The organism is Fictibacillus terranigra (genome assembly GCF_030412265.1).
In the GTDB taxonomy this organism is placed as follows: Bacteria; Bacillota; Bacilli; order Bacillales; family Fictibacillaceae; genus Fictibacillus_C; species Fictibacillus_C terrinigri.
On the sequence record NZ_JAUHLN010000001.1, the window covers coordinates 1536012 to 1557022 of the forward strand.

Here is a 21011-nt window from a genome sequence, read left to right on the forward strand (position 1 = left end):
GTGAAAGGAGAAAACTTTACACCGGAGTATAAGTATCCCATAAAAATTTATCGAATAAGTTCCCTTGAATTTGCCAACGGGCTTGAAGTACGGAAAATGATCTTCTCCATCATACTGGCAGCAGTTCTTTTGCTTTCCTTCCTGTTGCTCGGAGTAAAAAGCGATACCAACTTGTTTGACTTTTTTCTAAAGAACTGGCTCATTCTCCTCACGGTGATACCAAGTTTAATCACTTTCGTGGTTTTCAACTTAAAGTACGACCATAAAGGAGTTCTGCCGTTTATTCGGGATCGATGGTGTTTTTACCGAACGAAAAATAATGCGTATGAACATTTCATTGAAGTGGCTAGTGACCAATTGAAACAAACCATACGATTCGAGCCCTTTGATCCAAACAAGGAGCGTGAAGGTATTGAAAGAGACACTGGAGTTTCCCATCGCCTTTCGACACAAAAATTTGGTATTTAATAAACGTAAGCAAGTATGGGCGTATTACCGGCTGGAACAGGAATATCTACGTTTGAACAGTGAGACGGATTTTAGGCGCTACATTGAAAATACAGCAGCCTTTTTATCGCATGAAGAGTATGACTATCACATTATGATTCTGCCAAAACGGTTTGACTTCAACACGTTCACCCATGTTGTCAATGATCATATTGTGCAAGGAGAGTTCTCAGACATTGGACGAACGTATTTCAACCGTGCTTCCCAGGTTTTGCAGGAAGAAATATTTCTACATGAGTATTCGGTGTTTGTCGGTATTCATTTAAATCGGGCGGATCAAGTGATCACCGACAACGCGGGAGAAATGCTATTGCTCTTTTTTAAGAGGGTAAAAGAAGACCTTTCAAAATTAATGACCTTTCAAACCCAGGTAGAAGATGATCTGGATTATTACGAAGAACAAGAACGATTTTTCCGTTCAAAGGTCTCTCATTTCAAGCACTTTCAAAAAGTAGAGGAAGAAGAATTCGATAAGCTCATCTACTATATGTTTCACAGAACCAACGACTTGTTTAGCATTCCTGAGAGCTCATACAACCTTACCGAAGGCATCTTGCAAAATGATTACGGCTTTTTGACCGTTACGCATGAAAACGACAAGGAATACCTTTCGTTTTTGCCGTTTGCCAGCATGCCTGCTTCCATTGAAGGGTATCAGTTTATACAAGATATCTTAGAAAGTGTATCGTTTCCTCTGGAAGTACAGATTCGTTACCATTTTAAAAAAAATGCAGCCAACATCCGTAAGGTGCGGAAGTTAAAAAAGCGCTTTACCAACTTTGACCGAGAAATACAATCTACGTATACGGCGGATGATGACAAGGTGGTGGAGTTGGCATCTGACCGGCTCGCCACGCTTCTGGATGATGTGAAAGCCAGTAAACGACAGCTTTTATATATGACGTTTACGCTGGTCATTTCAGACCCTACTAAGGAAGGGCTGGATGAGAAATATGAAGCACTTCGTACGTTATTTAAAAACACCGGTTTTGAGCTGGTCAGGCCCTTGGTGGATCAATTGACGCTTTTTGCGCAAGCTTTGCCAGCTTCTTATGTAGATTATTCATACTTTGAGCAAGTTGTCGATGAAACGTACTTGGCTCAAACCGGTATGAACTTAAACAACCGCGTGGGAAACCGATTTGGGATGGTACTTGGAAAGGTCATCACTGGGAAAAAGCTTTCACACGTCAAACAAGCACGAGAGATTAATAACAATGTCGTCATCTTTAACCCGTTGTTAACCAAAAAGGCGATTTCCGGAGCCGATCATACCAATGGAAATATTCTCATTACAGGCCCGTCGGGGAGTGGAAAATCCATGCTGGTGAAAAACTTCTTTACCTGGAGTACGTTCTTTGGCTCAAAGGTACTCTACGTGGATCCTAAAAATGAATTTCAACAATACTACCAAGCGGCGCTAAAAAAGTATGGCGATATTCCTGAATTCCGTGCTCTGTATGAGCGTATCAATTTTATTCACCTTTCCCAAGAAAGCCAGTATCATGGAGCTTTGGATCCTCTTGTTTTTTTGAAAGGAGACCAAGCCATTCAGACCGCCATGATGATTTTAAACACGCTTGCGGAAGTAAGAGGCTCACGAAATGAAAGTGTAACGATTTACGACGCCATCATAGAAGAAGTGAATCAGGCAAAACGACCCACTTTAACCGGGGTGCTCCAGCGTATTCAAACGAAGGACCATACGCTGGGAAAATTCATCGAAAAATATCGCTACGGCCTAGGACGAATGCTGTTTGGAACCGAACAGTCAAAAGGCCTGGATTTTAAACGCCAAATCAACGTGCTCGGTTTACAAGGACTTCGGCTTCCCACATCCGATAACATGAATGAGGAAGAACGAATTGGACTCTGCTTGATGATGTCCATCTCTAAATATGTCCATACTTTTTCTACGAACCGGGAGGAAGAGGCCATGATCATTTTGGATGAGGCATGGACTTTGAAACGTTCATCCAACGGCCAAAATCTTATCGATGAAATGCTGAGGACCGGGCGTTCACTTAAGACGGATATTGTGCTGGTAACCCAAGCGTATGATGATTTTAACGTGGACACCACAAAAGAACAGATTGGCATCAAGTTTTCCTTTCGGCCGAAATCAGACGATTCCATAAAGCCCATTCTCCGTTTTTTTGATATGGAGGAAAACCAAGCAAACATTGAGGTGGTGAGTTCTCTAAAATCCGGCATGTGCCTTTTTCAGGATCACCTGGGAAGGAACCAGGCCATTGCGATTGATGTATTGTTCGATGAATGGTACGAAGCCTTTAAAACGACAGAGAAAGAATCACAGGCTGTACAAATGGAAGAAGCCTACCAATAGAAGGAGGAATTAATCATGAAAAATATCGCATTCATTGGTTGGGGGCTGCTCCTGCTGGCCGGATGTGGCAGCAACGAACCAGATTTGGATAAGGAGAAAACACAAAATGCTATAGCAAGTCGAGCGCTAGAACAAAAGGTAATCGAAGAAGGTGGTTATACCTCGAAAGATATTAAACTTGTGAAAGCCTGTGAAGCCATTGAAAATGGAAAGTCGGAATTTAAAGGGAACTATATAGTGTCTTGGAAAACTACAGATGATAAATACAACAGAACGTTCTTATTAAAAGATTATAAAGTTAGTAATGGTGATATCAATTTCAAAGAGGATCCCGATCGATGCATTGAATACTAAAAGGTGGTGGGGAACATGAAATATTCATTTATATTTACTTTGTTATTCTCACTGTTACTCATTTTTAAATCATCCCTAGTCTATGCAGAAGATACAGAACAAAAGGCAAAGAAACATGATGAATCATCTTATGAGCTTATGAGTTATGCAGATCATGGCTGGTGGGATGTGGCGGGAAAGACAGGTTCCGCCACGGCTACCGCCGTTAAAAACTTCTTTTGGATGATTAATATTGTTCTGGCTCAAATTACTTTAATGATAGTCTATCAGCTATTCTCGTTGGATGTCGTATCAATGACCAAAGAGGCGCTGCGTGAAATTACATCGGGAACTGCAGGAAGTTTACTTTTCAATTTTGGCGCGTTTGCGCTTGCCATAGCTTCTTTGGGAATCGTAATACGCTCCTACATACAACAAAATTGGCAAGCCTTTTTTAGGCTTTTAACACTTATCTTGATTAGTTTGACACTTCTTTTCTCCATCCAGTCCAAGAAGTTCAATTATATTAATCTCGCTCATGGGCTTTCCGTTTCCCTTGAAAATGCCATTATGAGTGTGAATCCCTCCTTAAATGAAGATGATGCTTTTCGGTTTGACTCTTTCAATAAAAATACAGCAAAAAAGGTATCAATTGAAATACAAAACAAGGTCTTTGACGCCTTGATCTATAAGCCTTACCTGCTGCTTCAGTACGGAACAACCCAAGAAAAAAAGATAAACGCTGAAAGTACAGATCGGATCAAAACCTATTTGAATGCCGATCCCCGAACAGAGGAGGGAGTAAAGAAGCGGGAGGAAATATCTAAAGATGAATATACGGAATACGATAACAAAAACATTTTTGCAGGAAACGGGTGGAAACAGGCAGGTTATATCCTAGTTATGATCCTCTCTACGGTTATACAGGGAACCGTGTTTTTCAGTATTGCTCTGATTCGAGTGATGCTGCAATTTGCTTTCATTGTCATGTTGCTTTTGGCACCTTTTATGATATTCACCAGTTTGTTTCCGAGTTTTGAAGCTCTGGTTGGGCGATATCTTAAAGGGACAACCATTCTTATTCTTTTCAAATCGGTGACCATGTTTTTTGTATTAGTGGCGACAAGCTTCATTTCCCTCGGTTATGAGATGACAAACATGTCAGATGATATCTACTACAGGATTTTTATTCAGATTACCTTTTGTGTCGCTGTTATTTTTATGTACACTAAACGACAGTTTGCGCTGAACATGTTAGAAGGAGCTACACCAAGCTTGCATGATATGGGTGCTGGCTCTCTTAGCCATAATTTGCAACGACAAAAGAAAAAGTTAAATGATAAAGTATCACGGTTTCGTCAACCGAGAAAAGGGCTCCAATCCATAAACGGAGGTTTAGCAGTAAGATCATCGGAATCATCAAGCTTTAGATCAACCCCACTTAAAACAGAGCATCCCAATAACCATAAAGCAAGAACTTCACATGAAAAGAAAACCACTCATTATCCAAATCACTCCCAGCAAGAAACAGCTGCAGCACAAGAACCGGATCATGCTCATCAATCAAGTTCTATTCATCGAAAACCACAAAAGAACAATTTAAAAAACGCAGCAAAAGATAATCAGGTTTCCTACCATCTAGGTGATCACCTGACTAAGTCGGAGGCGAACAAACAACTTAAAGCACCTCATCAAAAAATGGAGAAGATTAAAACTTCAAAATTCACTCTATCAAACGCAAGGAATCCTTACAGTATATTAAAGGAAAAGAAAGCGGACAAAAATACTGAGCAACCTTATGGGCTCTTACATCGCACCTCTCGTCTAAATTCCTCTAAAGAAGAATAGGGGAAAGAAATGATAAGACAAGCTGTGGAACTAAAAGTGAAGACAACTGTCTATTCCACCATTCTTAAGGTTTTGTTGCCCTTCCTTCTAGTGTTTGGCTTACTTTTCACCATTGTTTTTTTCTTATTGATGATGGCAGACCAGTTGACCGGCGAACAGAAAAATCCTGTTCAAGGTGGTAAGGCCACCAATGTCAGTAAGGAAGTCTTAAGATATCAGTCAACCGTTAAGAAATACACAAAGGAATATGGAATCAGCCAATATACAGATATCATCCTTGCCATTATGATGCAGGAATCGGGTGGACGTGGAGATGATCCAATGCAAGCTAGTGAGAGCCATTGTGGCACGGTGGGGTGCATTAAAAAACCTGAAAAGTCTATTCAGCTTGGAACCAAGAATTTTGCTCAGCAACTTAAAAAAGCAAAAGGTGATTTAAAAACCGCGATCCAAAGTTATAATTTCGGTGGAGGATTTATTGATTACGTGAATCAAAGAGGCGGTCATTACACCAAGGAACTTGCCATGAATTTTTCCAAAAGACAATATCAGAAGCTCGCACATACCGGTATTTACCACTGTATTCGTCCGGAAGCAGTTCCCGTTAATGCCTGCTATGGTGACGTTGGCTATGTAGATGCCGTCCTAAAATATTATGACTTTACTTCTCCAGTGCAAGGAAAAGGAAAATGGACAACGCCTATTGAAGGAGCAGTTGAGGTAACAAGTGGATTTGGAACGAGAACTTGGGAGGATGGAAGCAAGGAGAACCATAAAGGTCTGGATTTTGGCTGTATTAATAGGGTAACACCGATTTATGCTCCACGAAAGGGTAAGGTGATCTACTCTGAATTTCACAAAAACAAGAATGGAGCTCCCGGTTATGGTAACCTCGTCATCCTTCAGCATGGGAAAGGACTTTATACCGGCTATGCTCATTTATTCGAAACCAATGTCAGAGAGGGACAAGCTATAAAGGAAGGGCAACAAATTGGAGTGTGCGGGAGCACAGGGCATTCAACCGGACCGCATTTGCACTTTGAGGTCAAAACTTCTGAATGGGGCGGCCATCTCAATCCTCAATCTGTTTTAGACTTTAGAGGAAGGTGATGAAAATGAAACAGGAGTTTTTGATAAAAACGGGTCTTTTAATGGTAGCGATCTTTATCATCGCAACCGTTTGGTTTGGTTTCCGAACCATCGATGATCAAGCGACAATGATCGATTCATTAACCAATAAGGTTAAAAGGCAAAAAGTCCAGATTACGTTGTTGAAAGCCAACAAACAACAAGAAAGCCGCCAGACTATTCAATCAGAAGACAAAAATATTGAAGAAAGTGTAAATGTTTTTGTTCAATCTCTTTACCAAGTAAAAAAGAATCAGTTGAATGAACGGCGTGAAAAAGCAAAAGAGGTACTTACACAGGACATGTTCCAAAAGTATTTTCCTGAAGCAGAAAGAGATGAGAAGTATCAATATGAGCATGAAATTGGAGATTCTACAGTTTATACACGTGTACATGGAGAAAACGGCAGTGCAATCGTCACATTTGAAGAAACCATTGTATCACTTGCTCATGGCCAAAAGGAATCGGCCCAGGTCACATTGGAAGTGTATTTGCAAAAAGAGGGAAGAAAGTGGCTAGTGAATCGATTTCAGCAATTAAAAGCAGAACCCTTAAACTAGGCAATGAGGTTGTTCATGAATTTCGAAAAGGGCTTGATTCCTTCAGTAAATAATGACTTTTTACTTACTTAATTTTCAAAAAATAATGAAGTAAAATGGTATAATATAAAAATACAATAGAACAGGATTTCTCAAGGGTGGTCGGCATTCATCCCCAAAGGAAGGGGGTGGTGCTGATGTCAGTATATGAAGCGTTGATGTTTGCAATTGCGTTTGCAGGCTTTATCGTGTCGGTGCTGTCATTCAACCAAAAAAAATAATCCACCCTTGAGTTAACGGCTCTGGTGGATTATTTCTACCCGATGTCGATCCCCCTTGAAGGGAACCTACTATTGTATGGCCGTTGGTGTTGGCAGCACCAGCGGTCTTTTTTAATATATGTCATTATTTATTATTATACCCGCGAACGTTAAAAGAAAACAAGCTATACGTCCAATAATTTTACAGCTTTGTTCATCATTGATTAATTAACAGTATGTTGTCTGCTGTATACTTGGTTGTGGCTTTGGTTCTCTGGCCGTTTAGATCCTCTTCTTTGTTCTCCTCATTATAATCGTTTGCTCATGAGAACCTTCAAGGGATGCTGCGCATTCGCTTCGCAAACTTTGTGAACTTTTTTGAGGAAGTCTTTCAAAAAACTTCACAAACTTCAGGCCCCTTGACCGTTCTGTTCGCAAAGATTTCTGTTCTTTCAAACAAAGAAGGGAGCTGTTTAACTATGGAAGCTGTTTACGAGATTCAACGCATCAAGCAAGTGATTTCAGAACTTGAAGGAGGAGAACAATACCTGGTCCGTTCTCCCCAGGATGGTGCGAGGGTGGCTGCTTTATTCATCGGGGAGGATGATCGCGAAGTCTTCTTCGTGATGTGCCTGAATACCAAAAACCGAGTAATCGCCGTTCATCGGTGCCATGTCGGGGCCCTGAATTCCAGTATCGTTCATCCCAGGGAAGTATTTAAATCAGCGATCTTGAATAATGCCTCTTCCATACTCGTCTATCATCAGCATCCCAGCCAAGACCTAATGCCTTCCCGCGAAGATATCGAAGTAACTGGACGTCTCGTAGCTGCTGGAAAGCTTATCGGTATTGAAGTGTTAGATCATCTAATCATTAATGCGAAGGCGGAATACTACAGTTTGAAAGAAAAAGGATACGTTTAAAACTAAGAAGGGCTTCGCCCTTCTTTCTTTGCATTGCAAGAATATCTAGACTCATGGACTAAGTAACAGGACTTTAAAATTATTTTGTTGAAATACATAGTAATTAATCAAGGGTGGTGTGTTTCTAAGCAATGTACACGAGTAATCACACTGGGAGAAGAAAAGGCTCGAGATCAAAGAGTATTGGTCTAAAATGTAGTGCGAGTGGAGATTCGATCACTTTGTCCCATGGTAACCGTGTTACTGTGCGATTAAAATAAGAATGTGCTTTCTTCATATAGGGTGGTGATCGTTTGAAAACGGGACAAAATCGGGGGCAACGGAAAAGGTTTGTTCTCTATACGCTAATCGTCAGTTTAATTTTCGGGATTTTTTCAGTGATCTCTGATAATTTACCCAACATACGGGATGGGATAACTCCCGTAGAGTTCATCATCTCGTATTTAGCCATAATGATTAACTCCTTACCGACATGGTTCATCATTGCGATGGTGACGGGCTATATATTTGCCAGTAACATTAAAGAATCAATAATACGTGGAGCGATTTGTATCCTTTGTGCCATTACCTCTTATTTTGTGATTGGGCAATTATACAGTGACATCCCGGTCGCAACGTTTAAAGAATGGGTTCCAATCTTTATGAATTGGTACGGAATGTCCTTGTTGGGCGGCATGATTGGCGGGTGTGTGGGATTTTTACTGAAAAAGACTCCATATGTATTACTAATCGTCCTATCAGGATTGCTTCTGCAGTTGTATTTAAACGGTGCCAGCAGTTGGAACGACGTAGTGGGTATTGCGCAAAATGTTACCTTTTGTCTGATGGTTGTGGGGATTATTCTGTATTTATGGATGGTGACAAAAGAAAAAAAGACAACTGTTCCCATGTTGAATAGGAAAGAACAATAAAAAACCACCCGGTTCCCACCGGGTGGTTTTGATCTTCCTTTGGTTTCAAATACATCAATGAATCGGTGTTAACTTCACGGTTGCTTCTGTTTGAATCGTATAAGGGGCGTTTCTACAATAAGTGGATACGCTTTTTCCAACGGGGCAGGAACAGTTTTCAGAAAAATGAGGTGGTGAACCAAAAAAACGATATGAGGCTAAATGGCTTTTAAAATTCCAAGAGACCAAACCAGGTCTCTTTTTTTATATTTATTTGTGTCTCAAAACTCATTTCAAAAATAAAATCCTAAATATGTACCCTTATGACAATCAAAAGCCTTACTAACATTAGTAGTTTAACAACCAATCGTTTGGAAAAGTACACTTTTACGAACGGGTCTTTTTTATGCAAAAAAAGCTGTTTATCAGGTCCGTTTAAGTTAGAAAATTATTTACGAACGTTCGCTATTTTGCAACTATTTTTACGAACGTTTTTGATAGAATAAGACAGAGAAAGAGTAAGAAAAGGAGGAAAAAAATGGACATTCGAAAATTTGGGTACATACGAGTAAGCAGCAGAGTCCATTAAAAAAGTGGGAATCGACGTACGAGATATTTTTATCGATAAGCAAAGTCGGAAAGATTTTGATCGTGCACAGTATCAATTGTTAAAACGGATTATTCGTAAAGGAGATATCCTTTACATTCATTCGCTAGATCGTTTTGGCCGAAACAAGGAAGAGATTCTGCATGAGTGGAATGATATTACCAAAAATTTGGAGGCAGACATTGTGGTGTTGGATATGCCGTTATTGGACACCACCCAATTTAAGGACAGCTTGGGGACCCTTATTGCGGATTTGGTTTTGCAGATTCCTTCCTGGATGGCACAGGAAGAACGAGACCGGATTCGTAAACGGCAGCGTGAAGGAATTGAGGTGGCTTTGCAGAATGGTATTGCGTTTGCACGGCCAAAGGCTCAAATGACAGAAGAGTTTAAAGAGGTATACTCTCGATGGAAATCTGGAGAGATGACAGCTGTTAAGGCCATGCAGGAAATTGGGGTAAAAAAGACAACTTTCTATAAGTTGGTTAAAGCGTATGAAAAAGCCTTACAAGAAAAAACAATATAATAGGAAAAAGATTGTTCTAACGACACAAAAGCCAGGAAAACTTGTACTACGTCTAAAAAGTGTTTGTGCAGCGTATTAATTCAGAAAACTTAAAATAAAGAAGGGATGAATTGATCATTCTGCTGTTGCTAAAACACGTCTGAAATAAAAACACACCAATAAAGGTGTGTTTTTTACAAATTTTTATTATATTTTTGCAGCCGTTTAATTTCTTTCTGTTCCTCTTCGGTAAGTTTTTTCTTCCCGATAGCATGGTTGATTAAATCTTTAATACCTTTTTCTTTTGTTTTTTTAACTAGGTCCGGATCCATATCTTTATCAATATAAGAACCAAAAGTCGAACCTTCTTTAACACCTTTTAAAAAGCCATTTTCATTTTTTTGTTGACTACTGTTGTTTTTATTAAATGGAACAATTTTCTTATCCATCATATCACCTCTAGTTTCAAAAAATTCTTTAAATTTATTATAACTTGATTTTAAATAAAAAAGGTAGGAATTGTAAATTTCATCCAAATAAGAATATTAGCTCAAAAACGCATTGCGTGTTTCTTTTGTTCAAAATCCAAAAAAACTAGGTTTACTGGAATAAAGGAAGCTCAACAAGTCTTGAGTATAAGTGAAGCATTTATTAAAGGGTTAGAGGAAGAGGAGAACGCAAGAAAGGAAGACGCTGAGGAATAAATGGGCAGATCTTTAATCACATGTAAAAGTATTCGGTTCTTAACAAAACGAAAATGAGCCATATGATAGGGGTTTTGAGAACGGATGTACATATAAAGCATAGCTTTGCGAAGTTATAGAAATAAAAAAGCAAATTTTCCGGAACCTTTTTGATCTTGATTTCGACTAACTATTAAAGGACAGAAGGGGGATAGGCTTTTGAAACGATTAAAGTATATCTGTATTGTTTTAACTTCACTTCTTACGATTGCTGGTTGTTCAGATAAACAGAAGCAAACTTTTGAAATTGACGGGTCTGTGCAAGTTGAAAAACATTTTTTTGTAAAAAGTCATTTTAAAGCCTTTGGTTTTACTGACAAAACCCTTGATGAAAGAAATCAACGAATAGCAGCCAGCATTGATGTTAGAGCACTGCTTGAAAAAACAAAAGATCTTCTATATGTTAAAAACGGAGTTGTCCAAGTAGACTAGGTAAAGCCTCTCATCCAGAAGCAGCTATAGCCGCATTAGAAGACAAATAAATTTTAATCTTTTTGTTATGACATAAAAGTGGGGTCCTTATTATTTTTTCAGCTTTCCGGCCTTTATTTGTTCATCTGTTAGTCTTTGATAAGCTTCGTCCCCGCACTTTTTAGAACAAAGCAAGTCTGTCTTTTTGTCTGCAGAAAAAGGGTAACCCATGCTGATATTCTAGACAAAATAAGTTCCTCCGCCATGATTAACTGGAACGGTTATTTTCTCTTCACAATTGATACATGTGGAAAGTCCATGGTCTTTTGTAGGTTTTTTTAAAAGGGCGTTCACTAAAGAATGATCCATCCTTAAAGCAGTCGGTCCAGTAGCCATCTAAACGAGTGTAATAGTCTCTTTCCATTTGCTCAGTTACTTTCATGGAATTTAAACCTCCTACTATTTATCATCTAAATCTATTGTTTCTTGTTAATCTGATAAAAAACCATATGATGAAAGCAATAACTAGAAGTGTAAATAAAACAATAATTATAGGTCTAAATTGAGTAACAAGATCAGGTGAACCAGTTACAGTACCTTCGTCCACGAAAAGGCCTCCTCAAGAATGAACAAATTAATACTTCTGTTATCGATAAACTCGATAGCCTAGTTAGATAAGGTATAGAAAAAGTTAATTGGCCAATCAGGATTTGTTTCTGAAAACACCCATAATACAGAGGAGTTTTCTATGTTAAAAAGAAAATTAAAAACTGCTTTAATTGTTTCAGTTTTAATGATTATATTAATGATTCTACTAAGCGCGGTTGTAGCCCTATTTTATAAATTAAGTGCTTCAAGCGGTGATTTATCAGTAAATATAGGGATATATTTAGTAATGATTCTGTATGTTGTACCTATAGTTTTTTTATATGGGATTCCGGTCTCCATTTTATGTGACTATTTAACAAAAAGTGTAGCTCACAATAAACTTTTCTCTTTTGGGTTGTACGTGTTTTTTGGAGGATTATTCATATTTGTTTATGGATTAATTTTTCTACCTGATTTTAAACTTATTGAGTTATTAAAGTCCTCTATGCCTATATTCACACTCTCTATTATTTCCTCTATACTTTTTTGGATTATTAACGAAAAACAAAAGTAAGCTTTTCGGCTTCGTTTCCTCTTCTTCGAAGCCAAGCCTATCATTGATTTTTTCATAATAGAACCATTCAATATGTATTATTCATTAAATATGCTTCAACATAAGGATCTAATTTGTCAGATGGAGTTAACTGAACTTGGTAACCAGTTAACGCTATTTCGCAAGTTCATCATTTTAATACTCTTTTTCTGGAAAGGTTTTAGGTCCTCGTTTTTGTAATAAAGCTCACCTAAATGAAAAGCATCAATTGCATCGGTTTTGACTTTTCTCAAACTGGCTTTTTTGGCTTCATATGAAAGAACCGGATTGACGAGATAATAAATGACTTGCTTATCCTCTAAAAACTGTAGGACAGGTTCATGGTAATGCCCCGTCGTTTCAAAAACGACTGCCGGAGGTAGACCTGCAACTTCTTCAACTTCTTGATAAAAGCGATAAAAATCGTGTATACATTATGCTCAAACGGAAAGCTTTTCTTGTAAGGATTCTTCTTCTGTAAAAAGGCTTGTACTTGGGTTTTTCCTTTTGCGACATCCAGGCCAATGACCAGATCCATTCATTATCACGTCTCCTTTTTTGTTTTAGCCGGTAGCCCCTTATCCTAACTTGTAGTTTCATAGCTTCGCTTTTTATACGGGATCACGTCCCAACTAGCCTCAAACATGTTTCTACAAGTAGGCGGGTGGACAGTATTACGGACGGGATCTTGGTCCCACGGGCCAGAACGTCCTCCCCCGGCTACCTAAAGAATAACCTATAAATAGGCTAACCAGATGGAACTGGTTAACCTGATAATACGATCGGGCCAGATTGTTGAGGAACTGTTTGCTTTAAAAAGTAAAATAAGTATTTTAGAAACTAAATGGATAAATTACAAGAATAGTAAAAGAGCTACCGAAATTATTTCGGTGGCTCTTACTTCTGACATTTACTTTCTAAATATTCGCTCACTGATTTGATGAAGGTAATGTGTCCATTTTTCTTTAAATTCAGTATCCTCTGGATCTAATCCGGTTATCATACGAGTAACGTCTGGATACAGTAGAGGATAGATTGTTATACTTGACATCATCAACGTAATCATGGTTGGATCAAGTTCCTTTGGAACTAAACCCATTTCTTGTTTGGCCTTCATATCTTCATTATACGAATGGAGAATCTTTTCGCGATGTTGTATTCCTTTTAAGTTATTTGAACCTTTATCAATTGCTTCCCAAGCCGTAAATTTAAGAAAATCCATCAAGTATTTCTGGTTTACATTAAATCTAAACTCTGCAATTTGTGTTGGATTCGCTGGTAATACCAGATTCCCCGCCGGCAAAGAGGTAAGAACGTCGTCAATGGTCTCATTGATGAGCTGATCTTTTCCTTTAAAATAGTGATAAATCAATTGTTTATTAACACCAGCTCTCTTGGCAATTGATTCAATACGGGCACCTGAATATCCCTTCTCGAAGAATTCTTCTCTGGCTGCTTCTAATATTGATTTACGAGTGCGTTCTGCGTTGCGAATCTCACCCAATTCATTCACCTTCCCAAATCAACTTATTGTACAATGTTATTTTTAAATTTTTGTAAAGTCAAGTTTAATTTGAAAAAAGGTATAATTTAACTTGACAAAAGTAAAGTTATGAAATACTATTTTAAATAATAACTTACCTTTAGTAAAGTTATAACGATTTTTATTTTTACTTATAATCTTAAGAAGGAGGAGCAGCTCATGAATCAAGAAGTCACAGATTTTATTAAAACGTTGGAAGAACCTTGGCAGTTACAGCTATGCGAAGATCTTCGTAAAGCAGTACATCAAGCATTACCAGACGTACAGGAAAGAATGCAGTATAAAAAGCCACATTTTTTGAAGCATGGTAAATATGTTGCAGTAATTTCAACATCGAAGAAGGCTGTGAGTTTTACAATATTTAACACGACTGACCTTGAAATTCCAACAAACTTTGATGGTCCTTTAGAAAGAAAGACATTAAAGATACTTAAAGGTGAGACACCTGATTACAATAAGCTCATATCCTTAGTACAACTTTCTTCATTAAAACTATGAAAAGAAGAGGAGAGGATACTATGAAGCATTCCATTTCTAAAAGTCGGCTTTGGACGGCGCGAGTAATGAGTGGGCTTGTTACTTTATTTATGTTATTTGATGGTATTACTAAGCTGCTTAAACTATCAGTTAGTGTAGATGGAATGGTGGAAATGGGATTTGCAGAACATCATGTAATTACCATTGGAATTCTTGCTCTTCTTTCAACGATCCTTTACGCATTGCCACAAACATCTGTACTCGGAGCCATTATATTGACGGGTTTTTTTGGTGGGGTAATTGCTACTCACATTCGTTTAGATAATCCACTATTTTCTCATACATTATTTCCTGTTTATTTAGCAGTATTAACATGGGGAGGTATTTACCTTAGAGACAAAAGGTTGCAGATTATCTTTCCAATAAAACAAAGAAGGCAGATCACTGATAAAAATGATTTTAACCGTACGAACATGAGTTGAAGTAAAAATATATTTTTTTATGATTACACTATAGTTGTTAAAATAACTTAAAGTTTTTTAAAATCACAAAAGGAGTAGCTTATTCAAGAATCGGCGAGTGTTGAATGAACTACTCTTTTTCATATTCAACTCCCTCGATAACTAAGAAATACCTCTTAAATACTCATGTATTCGCAGGATTTCACCCTTTGTTGTGAAGAAGGATCTAACTAGATTCTATGAATCTAAGAGTATAGGGAAAAGTGGGCGTAGGGAAATAGAGGAGATCTAGTAGACTCCATTATATTCCATATAATGTACATATGCTCCACGTCACCCTTGGAGGCTAACCCTCCCATGTCTCTACGGGTCAAATGCCCTTTCATTCCTTCGTCATGCCTGTCCAAAGGGTGGAGGCTGGTTATGCTAAAGGAACGGGTCTAAGCCCTTTTGTTGAATACACCCAGTACTCCGTACATATTTGAGATCCTGCGAATACATCAATATTCAATAAATAGCGTTTGGTCATTCTATTAAAGTGAAGATAGTTAAGCAGCTTTTAAGAGTTGTATCTTTTCCGGATTATAAGTTTCTTGATTCTTGGTCATTCCAACGATAATACGAGCGAACTTACCTATTAGCTTCATCAACGATTTCATTCTACGCATACCTTTTTCTTGCACATTATAGGAATGTCTGGCTTTGAACTCCTGATTGTTATTGATCAAATTCATGGTAGCCATATAGAGAAACCTTCGTAATCGTGATCGTCCTCTTTTAGAGATAACAGTTTGTCCTCGCCACTTTCCAGAACTGGCTTCTACGAGATGGAGTCCGGCATGTCGCAGAAGGGCATTCCCATGAGAAAACTGACTGAGATCACCTGCCTCACCTAAGATCCCTGCGATTGAAATGGTATTCAACCCGTTTATGGAACGCAAGTTATCAATGTAGGGAACGAGGTCTAAGACCACACGTACTGTCTCTTCAACTCTTTCGAGCTGAGAAGTTGTTAAATCGTATTCCTCTAATAATTGCTGGAGATGAAAACGATGGGCATCTAACGCCAATTCAGTACCAACAGATTGCTGAGCCACTCGGAAAAGTGCAGTAGCTTTCTTAAGTCCCGGTTGTCTTTTCATGTGTTTTTTCCAACTTGATGAAATATCTTGCGGTGTTTGAACACGGACTTCCTGTGGAGTTGGGAATAACCGTAAGGTTATAATGCTCCTTTTCCCGTCACATTTTTAAAGATCTCTCGAAGTTCTGGAAACACCAGGTCCACCCAACGATTGATCTGATTGACCGTGCTGACAAGCCGTTTAATAATCGTATCGCGATTGGCCATAAGTACCCGAAGCTTTTCAAACTCCTCAGAGGCAGGTTGAATTGAAGCGTAGTAGCCATTCTTAACCATGTCAGCGATCACTAAAGCATCTTTTAAATCACTTTTAGACTGAGTATTATCACAATTTTCTTTGTTTCGCTTTACATGATATGGATTTACTGTGACAACTTCTATCTCTTGTTCAAAAAGCCAATTCGAGAGATTAACCCAATAATGGCCAGTCGGTTCCATACCGATGATGACTTCAGTTAATTGGTATTCTTTTTGAAGTTTCATTATCCATTGAAATAAAGTGATAAAACCACCTTCATTGTTCTCAAAGGTGAGTGGGCTGCCAAGTATCTTCCCACGGAAATTGACTGTTCGAGCAACGTGGAGCTGCTGGGCAATATCAATACCTACAATAAGATGTTGGGGAGAAATTCGTTCGATGAGTTGATTTTGTCTGTCCTGCATTTTAAACTTCATATTAGGGCTTCCTCCTAGATGTTTGTTTTGGGATACACTCATCTTACAGAGGGGCTCTTTCTTTTTCAAAGCCTAAAATTAACTCTCTACAGGAATGCTAACGGGTGCGATTGTTAAACAAAAGGGATAGAAATGATAAAATTTTTAGTTCGAAAACTAATTAAAGGCGAATCCTTTAAGGAACGCCTTTTAAAATATAGATACTATATTTTATTAATAATCATTAATCTAGCAATTTATTAGTGTTAAGATGATCGGGAAAGGTCCCCTGTTTTCAAAATTATGAAATTGGTTTGATATATACGTCATTGATGGGAGTATCAGTATAAAAAAAGAGTGCTTTCCAATAAGTAAGTCATAAAAGTAGCCAGCGGATGCCTTTACTTTCAGTAGATTGCATTTCACAACATGGACATGTACTTTGTCAGGCCCTGCAGTAACCATCTGCATACTCTACCCTAGTTTTGATCTGAAACACGCAATTGCTCCAGCAACAATATAAAGGATAGCTGTGCCGACTAATATATATACATTGTCGAAAAAAAATATGAAAGTTAGAACCCCTATTACTATTATGGAGATGCCATATGCAATGTGATTTATTTTATTTACTAAACAGCTTAAAACTAATGCAATGACTTGAAGCAACATCATAATAAAGACCCCAATTGTAAATAGAAAATCAATAGGGGGATTGATTGCAATAGTAATAAAAACCATCAAATAAATAATTGTTCCAATACTACTACCAATAAGCCCCAATACCATTTCGGCAGTTCTTCGCATCGGTATTCCCCTCTTTTGCTCCAGATTTAGATAAGATCAAAATGTTTGGATATACTATAAGCAACAACAGCATGCTTTTATAACGCAAAATAATTTATATACATATAGTTTACAAAAATATTTGATAAAAATTGGCATTTTGTAGGTTCTTATTAAGCTAACGGGTGCGTTAGTTGAAGATCACTCAGCTGCTTAGGCAGCTTTTTTGTTGTATAACTAACGGGCAGGATAGTTGAATTAAGATATCGAACTTTATATATGCAGTTAAATAATTTGCCTAATGAGGATAAATGGATGAAGAATATAAAGGGAATTATGTGAAACTATATCTTTCCCTTTATGGGAATTGGATGAAAGGAGATATAGATTTGGTTTTAAATTATACTTACTTTAATGAGATACCCGAAATTCAGGTGTTAGATAGCATTATAAAGCTACATACGAGTATTTTTGGTGTACCAGATGACTTGGTTGGAAGAATGAAAGAAAAACCTAAATTGCGAATTGATGTTGCGTTAAAAGATAAAAAAGTTGTTGGGTATAAAATAGGATACGCACTTAATCGTGAACAGTTTTATAGTTGGTTAGGTGGAGTGGATGCAGATTTCCGAAACCAAGGTATTGCTTCTGCGTTAATGGAACAACAGCACCACTACGTAAAAGAAAGTGGATACAAAGCAGTTCAAACACAAACCAAAAATAAATGGCGTAGTATGCTCATTTTAAATATAAAGAGTGGCTTCGACATCATTGGAACCTTAACTGATGATGAAGGAGAACCTAAAATCATCCTTGAAAAAAAGATGATTTGAAATAGCTTATTAAAAGCTCTTATCTATTTTTGTTTATTTAATGCCCAAGAGAATTGCAAGGATTGATTTGTATGCGACCACTAGTATTGCTACTTATTACTAATAAAAGTTTTAAAATCAACGCTTCTTAAATGTTATTTTTTCAGTAAGATTGTGAATAAATGTACTTATACTAACGGGTGCGATTGTGGAGGATTAACAAGGAAAAATAATTTACTAATCCTTAATAAAACTCATATCCTTTAATTTAGTCGGACCAAAATCACGACCAAAATCGGACCAAAATAATTTAAAAAGAAATGAAATATTTTAAAAACCAAAAAAGTATAAAAGCTGATTTTACAGCAATTTGAGCATACTTTAAAAAGAAAAAAAGGGTGAGAAATGTTCCCCACAAAAGTTCAACTTGGGACCCAAAACTAATAAAGGTTAAATACAAAAGACCTTGGCCAATTTTAATATTCCAAGGTCTTTTCAATGAAGCGATTCTTATAAGTAAGAGCAAATTATTTAATTATAGGCCCTTTGCATTTCTCGAAATAAGCTAATGAACTTATAAAAATTTAATTTATCAAGCCTATTTGTAAATCCTTTTCAAGAGCGATCCAAGCCTGTCTAAATTTTGTTCATTCCCTTCTTCGCAAATAAGTTTCAGCTTGTTATAATCTTCTTTCGATTGAAGCGTTTGCCGGAAAGTAATTACTGTCCCGCCGTCAACTTCCTCGAATGTAGCAGTCAGGATAAAGTGATGCCCGGACTCGTGTCTCAGCACAATACATTCGGGCCCAATTTCTTGAAAAACGTTTCGGTTCGGATAGTCTTCTCCATCGGGGCCATGCATTGTATACTCCCAGACTCCTCCGGGCCTTAAATCGAACGTGTGGAAAGTATTTGTAAAACCGTTAGGTCCCCACCACTGTGCAAGTAGATCCGGTTCCGTCCAAGCCCGGTAAACCAAATTCCGAGGAGCATCAAACTTACGCCGAGACACGAGTTCGAAAGTTTCTGCATTACTTTCCCCAAGAGATTTGCCCAAAAGATCCAGCAATTCTTTAGTTCCCTGTTCACGTTGTTCAGGCGTATCATGTCCGTCGAAAAACGTTCCTTGTTCTGTAAACACCAGTTTAGTACCCTCTCTGGTCGGGATCAATTCAATGGTAGCGATAGAAACCGATATGCGGATTTCCCCTTGGTCTAGACTGTACGAATACACTAGTCGTTCATTGGGCACGATTTCCTGGTAATAAGCATCAAAGGTAAAAACAGGTCCACCTGCAGGGCCACCCTGACTAAATTCCCGACCACCTACGCGGAAGTCGAAAACCTCAGCAGGCTGATACCAGCGAGCTTTGGAGCTCTTGTTTGACCATGCCGTAAACACACGTTCAGGTGTCGCTTGATAAATACGTTCTATTTGAAATGTAGCGTGAGTAGTAAATCGCTCTTTCATAACATGAATCCTCCCAAATTTAATTTTTGTTTAGAAAATTACCAAGCTTATCAAAATTTTGTTCCCAGTTCAGTCGGTGTTCAATGATATACTTTTCGTGGCTCATCTTCATTGTTTCAAGTAGTGAAATAAATTCGGCGACGGAAGTTGGCTCCTGGCAATTCATTTGCTCAGCAACTCGTTCAAGTTCAGCCAGAAGTTTCTGTTGCGTTTTAATATTTTTCCGTACCCGGTCAATTTGAATATCCACGATATCAGACGGGGTCCACGTGTCCCCCTTAAGTACCAATTGAATTTCTTCAAGCGATAAGCCAAGATCTTTTAATGATAAGATATGGTGCAGTTGTTTTATGTCGGATTCGTTATATAACCGATGACCACTATCGGAATACCCTGATGGAGAAAACAATTCAATCTGATCGTAAAATCGAAGGGTACGAACTGTAAGTCCGGTTAATTTAGCAATATCCCCTATTTTCCAATGTTGCTTCATAACCCACTCCTTTCTGTTGCGATAGCTGTTTACCGGTATCTTTAGTATAAAACATGACGTTACGTAATGAGCAAGAGTGAAAAAAACTTTTAACAAGAATAATAGATTCATCCATTTAGATTTTTTTAGACCACTGAAACTTCCTGAGCTTAATTAAAAACGGGGGAAGTGTCTTGAAAATGAGTTTAGGAGTTTTTTTCAAATAAGAGGAGGAACCTAGTTATATAAAGAAGGCACTAGAGTAACGAAACCCATTTTAGAACAAATTTAAATCTGCACTTTCATTAAAAACTGTTTCCATATTTAACTAAACGTGTGCGTTAGTTGACCAAGTAATCTATTACAAAAATATTTGATTTATTATGAGGATAATTAAACTAAGCATATATCGACGTACCGATTTCGTGCCGATTGAGTTTGAAAAACCTTAAAAGCTTTGAAAATAGAAATTTGAAATACATTGATATATCAACGTTTTTACAAACCTATGAAACACTATGAAAACCTCAATTAATCAAGTTCGAGATGGAAGGTTCAATCGGTTAAATAACGAAAAGCCTTGGTGTAGGAATATGCCAAGGCTTTTTATATGGAGATTTATATAGTACAAACATTGATTATTACTGTTAATCTTATTCCATAAAAAGGTCAACCAGAAATTCTGGCTAATCTTATATTACGATCGGGTGCATTTCTCGATGAAGGGGATTTGCACTTTTATTGAGCTTATTGGACAAACGTAGCAGGATTATGGAATAACGGACACTGGATATCTCTGTTAATTAAAGAAATTTTAAGTTAGAATAAATCTAATATTAAGACATTAGGGTCTGTGGGGTATGGGTATGATGGAAGGGGTATTTTTGGACGAGACAATTTATGGGTATGAAGATGTTCTAACAATGTTGGATTCTTTGTTGCAAGACTTTCCAATCGTATATGTCTGCTACGC

General features: G+C 37.8%; 20 protein-coding genes and 3 pseudogenes. 15 read left to right on the plus strand and 8 right to left on the minus strand.

Annotated features, from left to right (window positions below; genetic code table 11):
* The 10 genes and pseudogenes from QYF49_RS07690 to QYF49_RS07735 all read left to right on the plus strand — a co-directional run bounded on the left by QYF49_RS07690 (position 1) and on the right by QYF49_RS07735 (position 9908).
* On the plus strand, positions 1-468 hold the full coding sequence (locus QYF49_RS07690; protein WP_290398985.1) for a TcpE family conjugal transfer membrane protein: 468 nt from the start codon (positions 1-3) through the stop codon (positions 466-468).
* Positions 413-2854 carry an ATP-binding protein gene (locus tag QYF49_RS07695; protein WP_290398986.1) on the plus strand — a complete coding sequence of 814 codons (2442 nt, stop codon included), beginning with the start codon at positions 413-415 and terminating at the stop codon, positions 2852-2854. The genes QYF49_RS07690 and QYF49_RS07695 overlap by 56 nt, the downstream gene beginning before the upstream one ends.
* A gap of 15 nt (positions 2855-2869) precedes the next feature.
* Complete coding sequence (locus tag QYF49_RS07700; protein ID WP_290398987.1) at positions 2870-3208, plus strand: hypothetical protein; 339 nt, start codon at positions 2870-2872, stop codon at positions 3206-3208.
* 15 nt (positions 3209-3223) lie between these two features.
* Positions 3224-5035, plus strand: a complete 1812-nt coding sequence (locus tag QYF49_RS07705) for a CD3337/EF1877 family mobilome membrane protein (RefSeq protein WP_290398988.1) — start codon at positions 3224-3226, stop codon at positions 5033-5035.
* A 9-nt stretch (positions 5036-5044) separates the two neighbouring features.
* The gene (locus QYF49_RS07710; protein ID WP_290398989.1) at positions 5045-6145 is read left to right on the plus strand and encodes a lysozyme family protein; all 1101 of its coding nucleotides are present in this window, start codon (positions 5045-5047) and stop codon (positions 6143-6145) included.
* Between the two features lie 5 nt (positions 6146-6150).
* A complete protein-coding gene (locus QYF49_RS07715) occupies positions 6151-6723 on the plus strand; it encodes a hypothetical protein (RefSeq protein WP_290398990.1) in 573 nt (190 codons plus the stop codon).
* 176 nt (positions 6724-6899) lie between these two features.
* Complete coding sequence (locus QYF49_RS07720; RefSeq protein WP_290399081.1) at positions 6900-6983, plus strand: putative holin-like toxin; 84 nt, start codon at positions 6900-6902, stop codon at positions 6981-6983.
* 458 nt (positions 6984-7441) lie between these two features.
* Positions 7442-7885 (plus strand): JAB domain-containing protein, encoded by a 444-nt coding sequence (locus QYF49_RS07725; protein WP_290398991.1) that lies wholly within the window; start codon positions 7442-7444, stop codon positions 7883-7885.
* Between the two features lie 293 nt (positions 7886-8178).
* Positions 8179-8796, plus strand: coding sequence for a hypothetical protein (locus QYF49_RS07730; RefSeq protein ID WP_290398992.1), 618 nt, complete (start codon positions 8179-8181; stop codon positions 8794-8796).
* 517 nt (positions 8797-9313) lie between these two features.
* A pseudogene (locus QYF49_RS07735) lies at positions 9314-9908 on the plus strand (recombinase family protein).
* Positions 9909-10081: 173 nt separating this feature from the next.
* On the opposite strand, the gene QYF49_RS07740 reads toward QYF49_RS07735, so the two are convergent.
* On the minus strand, positions 10082-10339 hold the full coding sequence (locus tag QYF49_RS07740) for a hypothetical protein (protein WP_290398993.1): 258 nt from the start codon (positions 10337-10339) through the stop codon (positions 10082-10084).
* Between the two features lie 450 nt (positions 10340-10789).
* Here QYF49_RS07740 and QYF49_RS07745 point away from each other — a divergent pair, with 450 nt between their 5' ends.
* Both QYF49_RS07745 and QYF49_RS07750 read left to right on the plus strand, forming a co-directional pair.
* Positions 10790-11062, plus strand: coding sequence for a hypothetical protein (locus tag QYF49_RS07745; RefSeq protein WP_290398994.1), 273 nt, complete (start codon positions 10790-10792; stop codon positions 11060-11062).
* A 727-nt stretch (positions 11063-11789) separates the two neighbouring features.
* On the plus strand, positions 11790-12203 hold the full coding sequence (locus QYF49_RS07750; protein ID WP_290398995.1) for a hypothetical protein: 414 nt from the start codon (positions 11790-11792) through the stop codon (positions 12201-12203).
* A 116-nt stretch (positions 12204-12319) separates the two neighbouring features.
* Here QYF49_RS07750 and QYF49_RS07755 read toward each other — a convergent pair.
* The 3 genes and pseudogenes from QYF49_RS07755 to QYF49_RS07765 form a co-directional block, all read right to left on the minus strand.
* A pseudogene (locus tag QYF49_RS07755) lies at positions 12320-12538 on the minus strand (IS110 family transposase); the annotation flags it as partial.
* Between the two features lie 2 nt (positions 12539-12540).
* Complete coding sequence (locus tag QYF49_RS07760; protein WP_290398996.1) at positions 12541-12759, minus strand: hypothetical protein; 219 nt, start codon at positions 12757-12759, stop codon at positions 12541-12543.
* A gap of 372 nt (positions 12760-13131) precedes the next feature.
* Positions 13132-13734 (minus strand): TetR/AcrR family transcriptional regulator, encoded by a 603-nt coding sequence (locus QYF49_RS07765; RefSeq protein WP_290398997.1) that lies wholly within the window; start codon positions 13732-13734, stop codon positions 13132-13134.
* A 189-nt stretch (positions 13735-13923) separates the two neighbouring features.
* On the opposite strand from QYF49_RS07765, the gene QYF49_RS07770 reads away from it, so the two are divergent.
* Both QYF49_RS07770 and QYF49_RS07775 read left to right on the plus strand, forming a co-directional pair.
* Positions 13924-14262, plus strand: a complete 339-nt coding sequence (locus tag QYF49_RS07770; RefSeq protein ID WP_290398998.1) for a DUF1801 domain-containing protein — start codon at positions 13924-13926, stop codon at positions 14260-14262.
* A gap of 20 nt (positions 14263-14282) precedes the next feature.
* Positions 14283-14723: a DoxX family protein gene (locus QYF49_RS07775; RefSeq protein ID WP_290398999.1), complete on the plus strand. Its 441-nt coding sequence runs from the start codon at positions 14283-14285 to the stop codon at positions 14721-14723.
* A 527-nt stretch (positions 14724-15250) separates the two neighbouring features.
* On the opposite strand, the pseudogene QYF49_RS07780 reads toward QYF49_RS07775, so the two are convergent.
* Together QYF49_RS07780 and QYF49_RS07785 are read right to left on the minus strand one after the other, a co-directional pair.
* Positions 15251-16518, minus strand: a pseudogene (locus QYF49_RS07780) (IS110 family RNA-guided transposase).
* A 453-nt stretch (positions 16519-16971) separates the two neighbouring features.
* Positions 16972-17304 carry a hypothetical protein gene (locus QYF49_RS07785; protein WP_290399000.1) on the minus strand — a complete coding sequence of 111 codons (333 nt, stop codon included), beginning with the start codon at positions 17302-17304 and terminating at the stop codon, positions 16972-16974.
* Positions 17305-17594: 290 nt separating this feature from the next.
* Between QYF49_RS07785 and QYF49_RS07790 the strand changes: the two genes are divergently transcribed.
* Positions 17595-18116, plus strand: coding sequence for a GNAT family N-acetyltransferase (locus QYF49_RS07790; RefSeq protein ID WP_354005807.1), 522 nt, complete (start codon positions 17595-17597; stop codon positions 18114-18116).
* A gap of 577 nt (positions 18117-18693) precedes the next feature.
* On the opposite strand, the gene QYF49_RS25705 is transcribed toward QYF49_RS07790, so the two are convergent.
* Both QYF49_RS25705 and QYF49_RS07805 read right to left on the minus strand, forming a co-directional pair.
* The gene (locus QYF49_RS25705) at positions 18694-19566 is read right to left on the minus strand and encodes an SRPBCC family protein (RefSeq protein ID WP_354005808.1); all 873 of its coding nucleotides are present in this window, start codon (positions 19564-19566) and stop codon (positions 18694-18696) included.
* Positions 19567-19585: 19 nt separating this feature from the next.
* Positions 19586-20059, minus strand: coding sequence for a MerR family transcriptional regulator (locus QYF49_RS07805; RefSeq protein ID WP_290399001.1), 474 nt, complete (start codon positions 20057-20059; stop codon positions 19586-19588).
* Between the last annotated feature and the right edge of the window lie 952 nt (positions 20060-21011).

Excerpts from the sequence above, each read along its gene's own strand:
- QYF49_RS07700 (WP_290398987.1), top strand. The coding sequence starts at position 2,870 with ATGAAAAATATCGCATTCATTGGTTGGGGGCTGCTCCTGCTGGCCGGA.
- QYF49_RS07705 (WP_290398988.1), top strand. The coding sequence starts at position 3,224 with ATGAAATATTCATTTATATTTACTTTGTTATTCTCACTGTTACTCATT.
- QYF49_RS07710 (WP_290398989.1), top strand. The coding sequence starts at position 5,045 with ATGATAAGACAAGCTGTGGAACTAAAAGTGAAGACAACTGTCTATTCC.
- QYF49_RS07715 (WP_290398990.1), top strand. The coding sequence starts at position 6,151 with ATGAAACAGGAGTTTTTGATAAAAACGGGTCTTTTAATGGTAGCGATC.
- QYF49_RS07720 (WP_290399081.1), top strand. The coding sequence starts at position 6,900 with ATGTCAGTATATGAAGCGTTGATGTTTGCAATTGCGTTTGCAGGCTTT.
- QYF49_RS07725 (WP_290398991.1), top strand. The coding sequence starts at position 7,442 with ATGGAAGCTGTTTACGAGATTCAACGCATCAAGCAAGTGATTTCAGAA.
- QYF49_RS07740 (WP_290398993.1), bottom strand. The coding sequence starts at position 10,339 with ATGATGGATAAGAAAATTGTTCCATTTAATAAAAACAACAGTAGTCAA.
- QYF49_RS07750 (WP_290398995.1), top strand. The coding sequence starts at position 11,790 with ATGTTAAAAAGAAAATTAAAAACTGCTTTAATTGTTTCAGTTTTAATG.
- QYF49_RS07760 (WP_290398996.1), bottom strand. The coding sequence starts at position 12,759 with ATGGATCTGGTCATTGGCCTGGATGTCGCAAAAGGAAAAACCCAAGTA.
- QYF49_RS07770 (WP_290398998.1), top strand. The coding sequence starts at position 13,924 with ATGAATCAAGAAGTCACAGATTTTATTAAAACGTTGGAAGAACCTTGG.
- QYF49_RS07775 (WP_290398999.1), top strand. The coding sequence starts at position 14,283 with ATGAAGCATTCCATTTCTAAAAGTCGGCTTTGGACGGCGCGAGTAATG.
- QYF49_RS07785 (WP_290399000.1), bottom strand. The coding sequence starts at position 17,304 with ATGCGAAGAACTGCCGAAATGGTATTGGGGCTTATTGGTAGTAGTATT.
- QYF49_RS07790 (WP_354005807.1), top strand. The coding sequence starts at position 17,595 with ATGGATGAAGAATATAAAGGGAATTATGTGAAACTATATCTTTCCCTT.
- QYF49_RS25705 (WP_354005808.1), bottom strand. The coding sequence starts at position 19,566 with ATGAAAGAGCGATTTACTACTCACGCTACATTTCAAATAGAACGTATT.
- QYF49_RS07805 (WP_290399001.1), bottom strand. The coding sequence starts at position 20,059 with ATGAAGCAACATTGGAAAATAGGGGATATTGCTAAATTAACCGGACTT.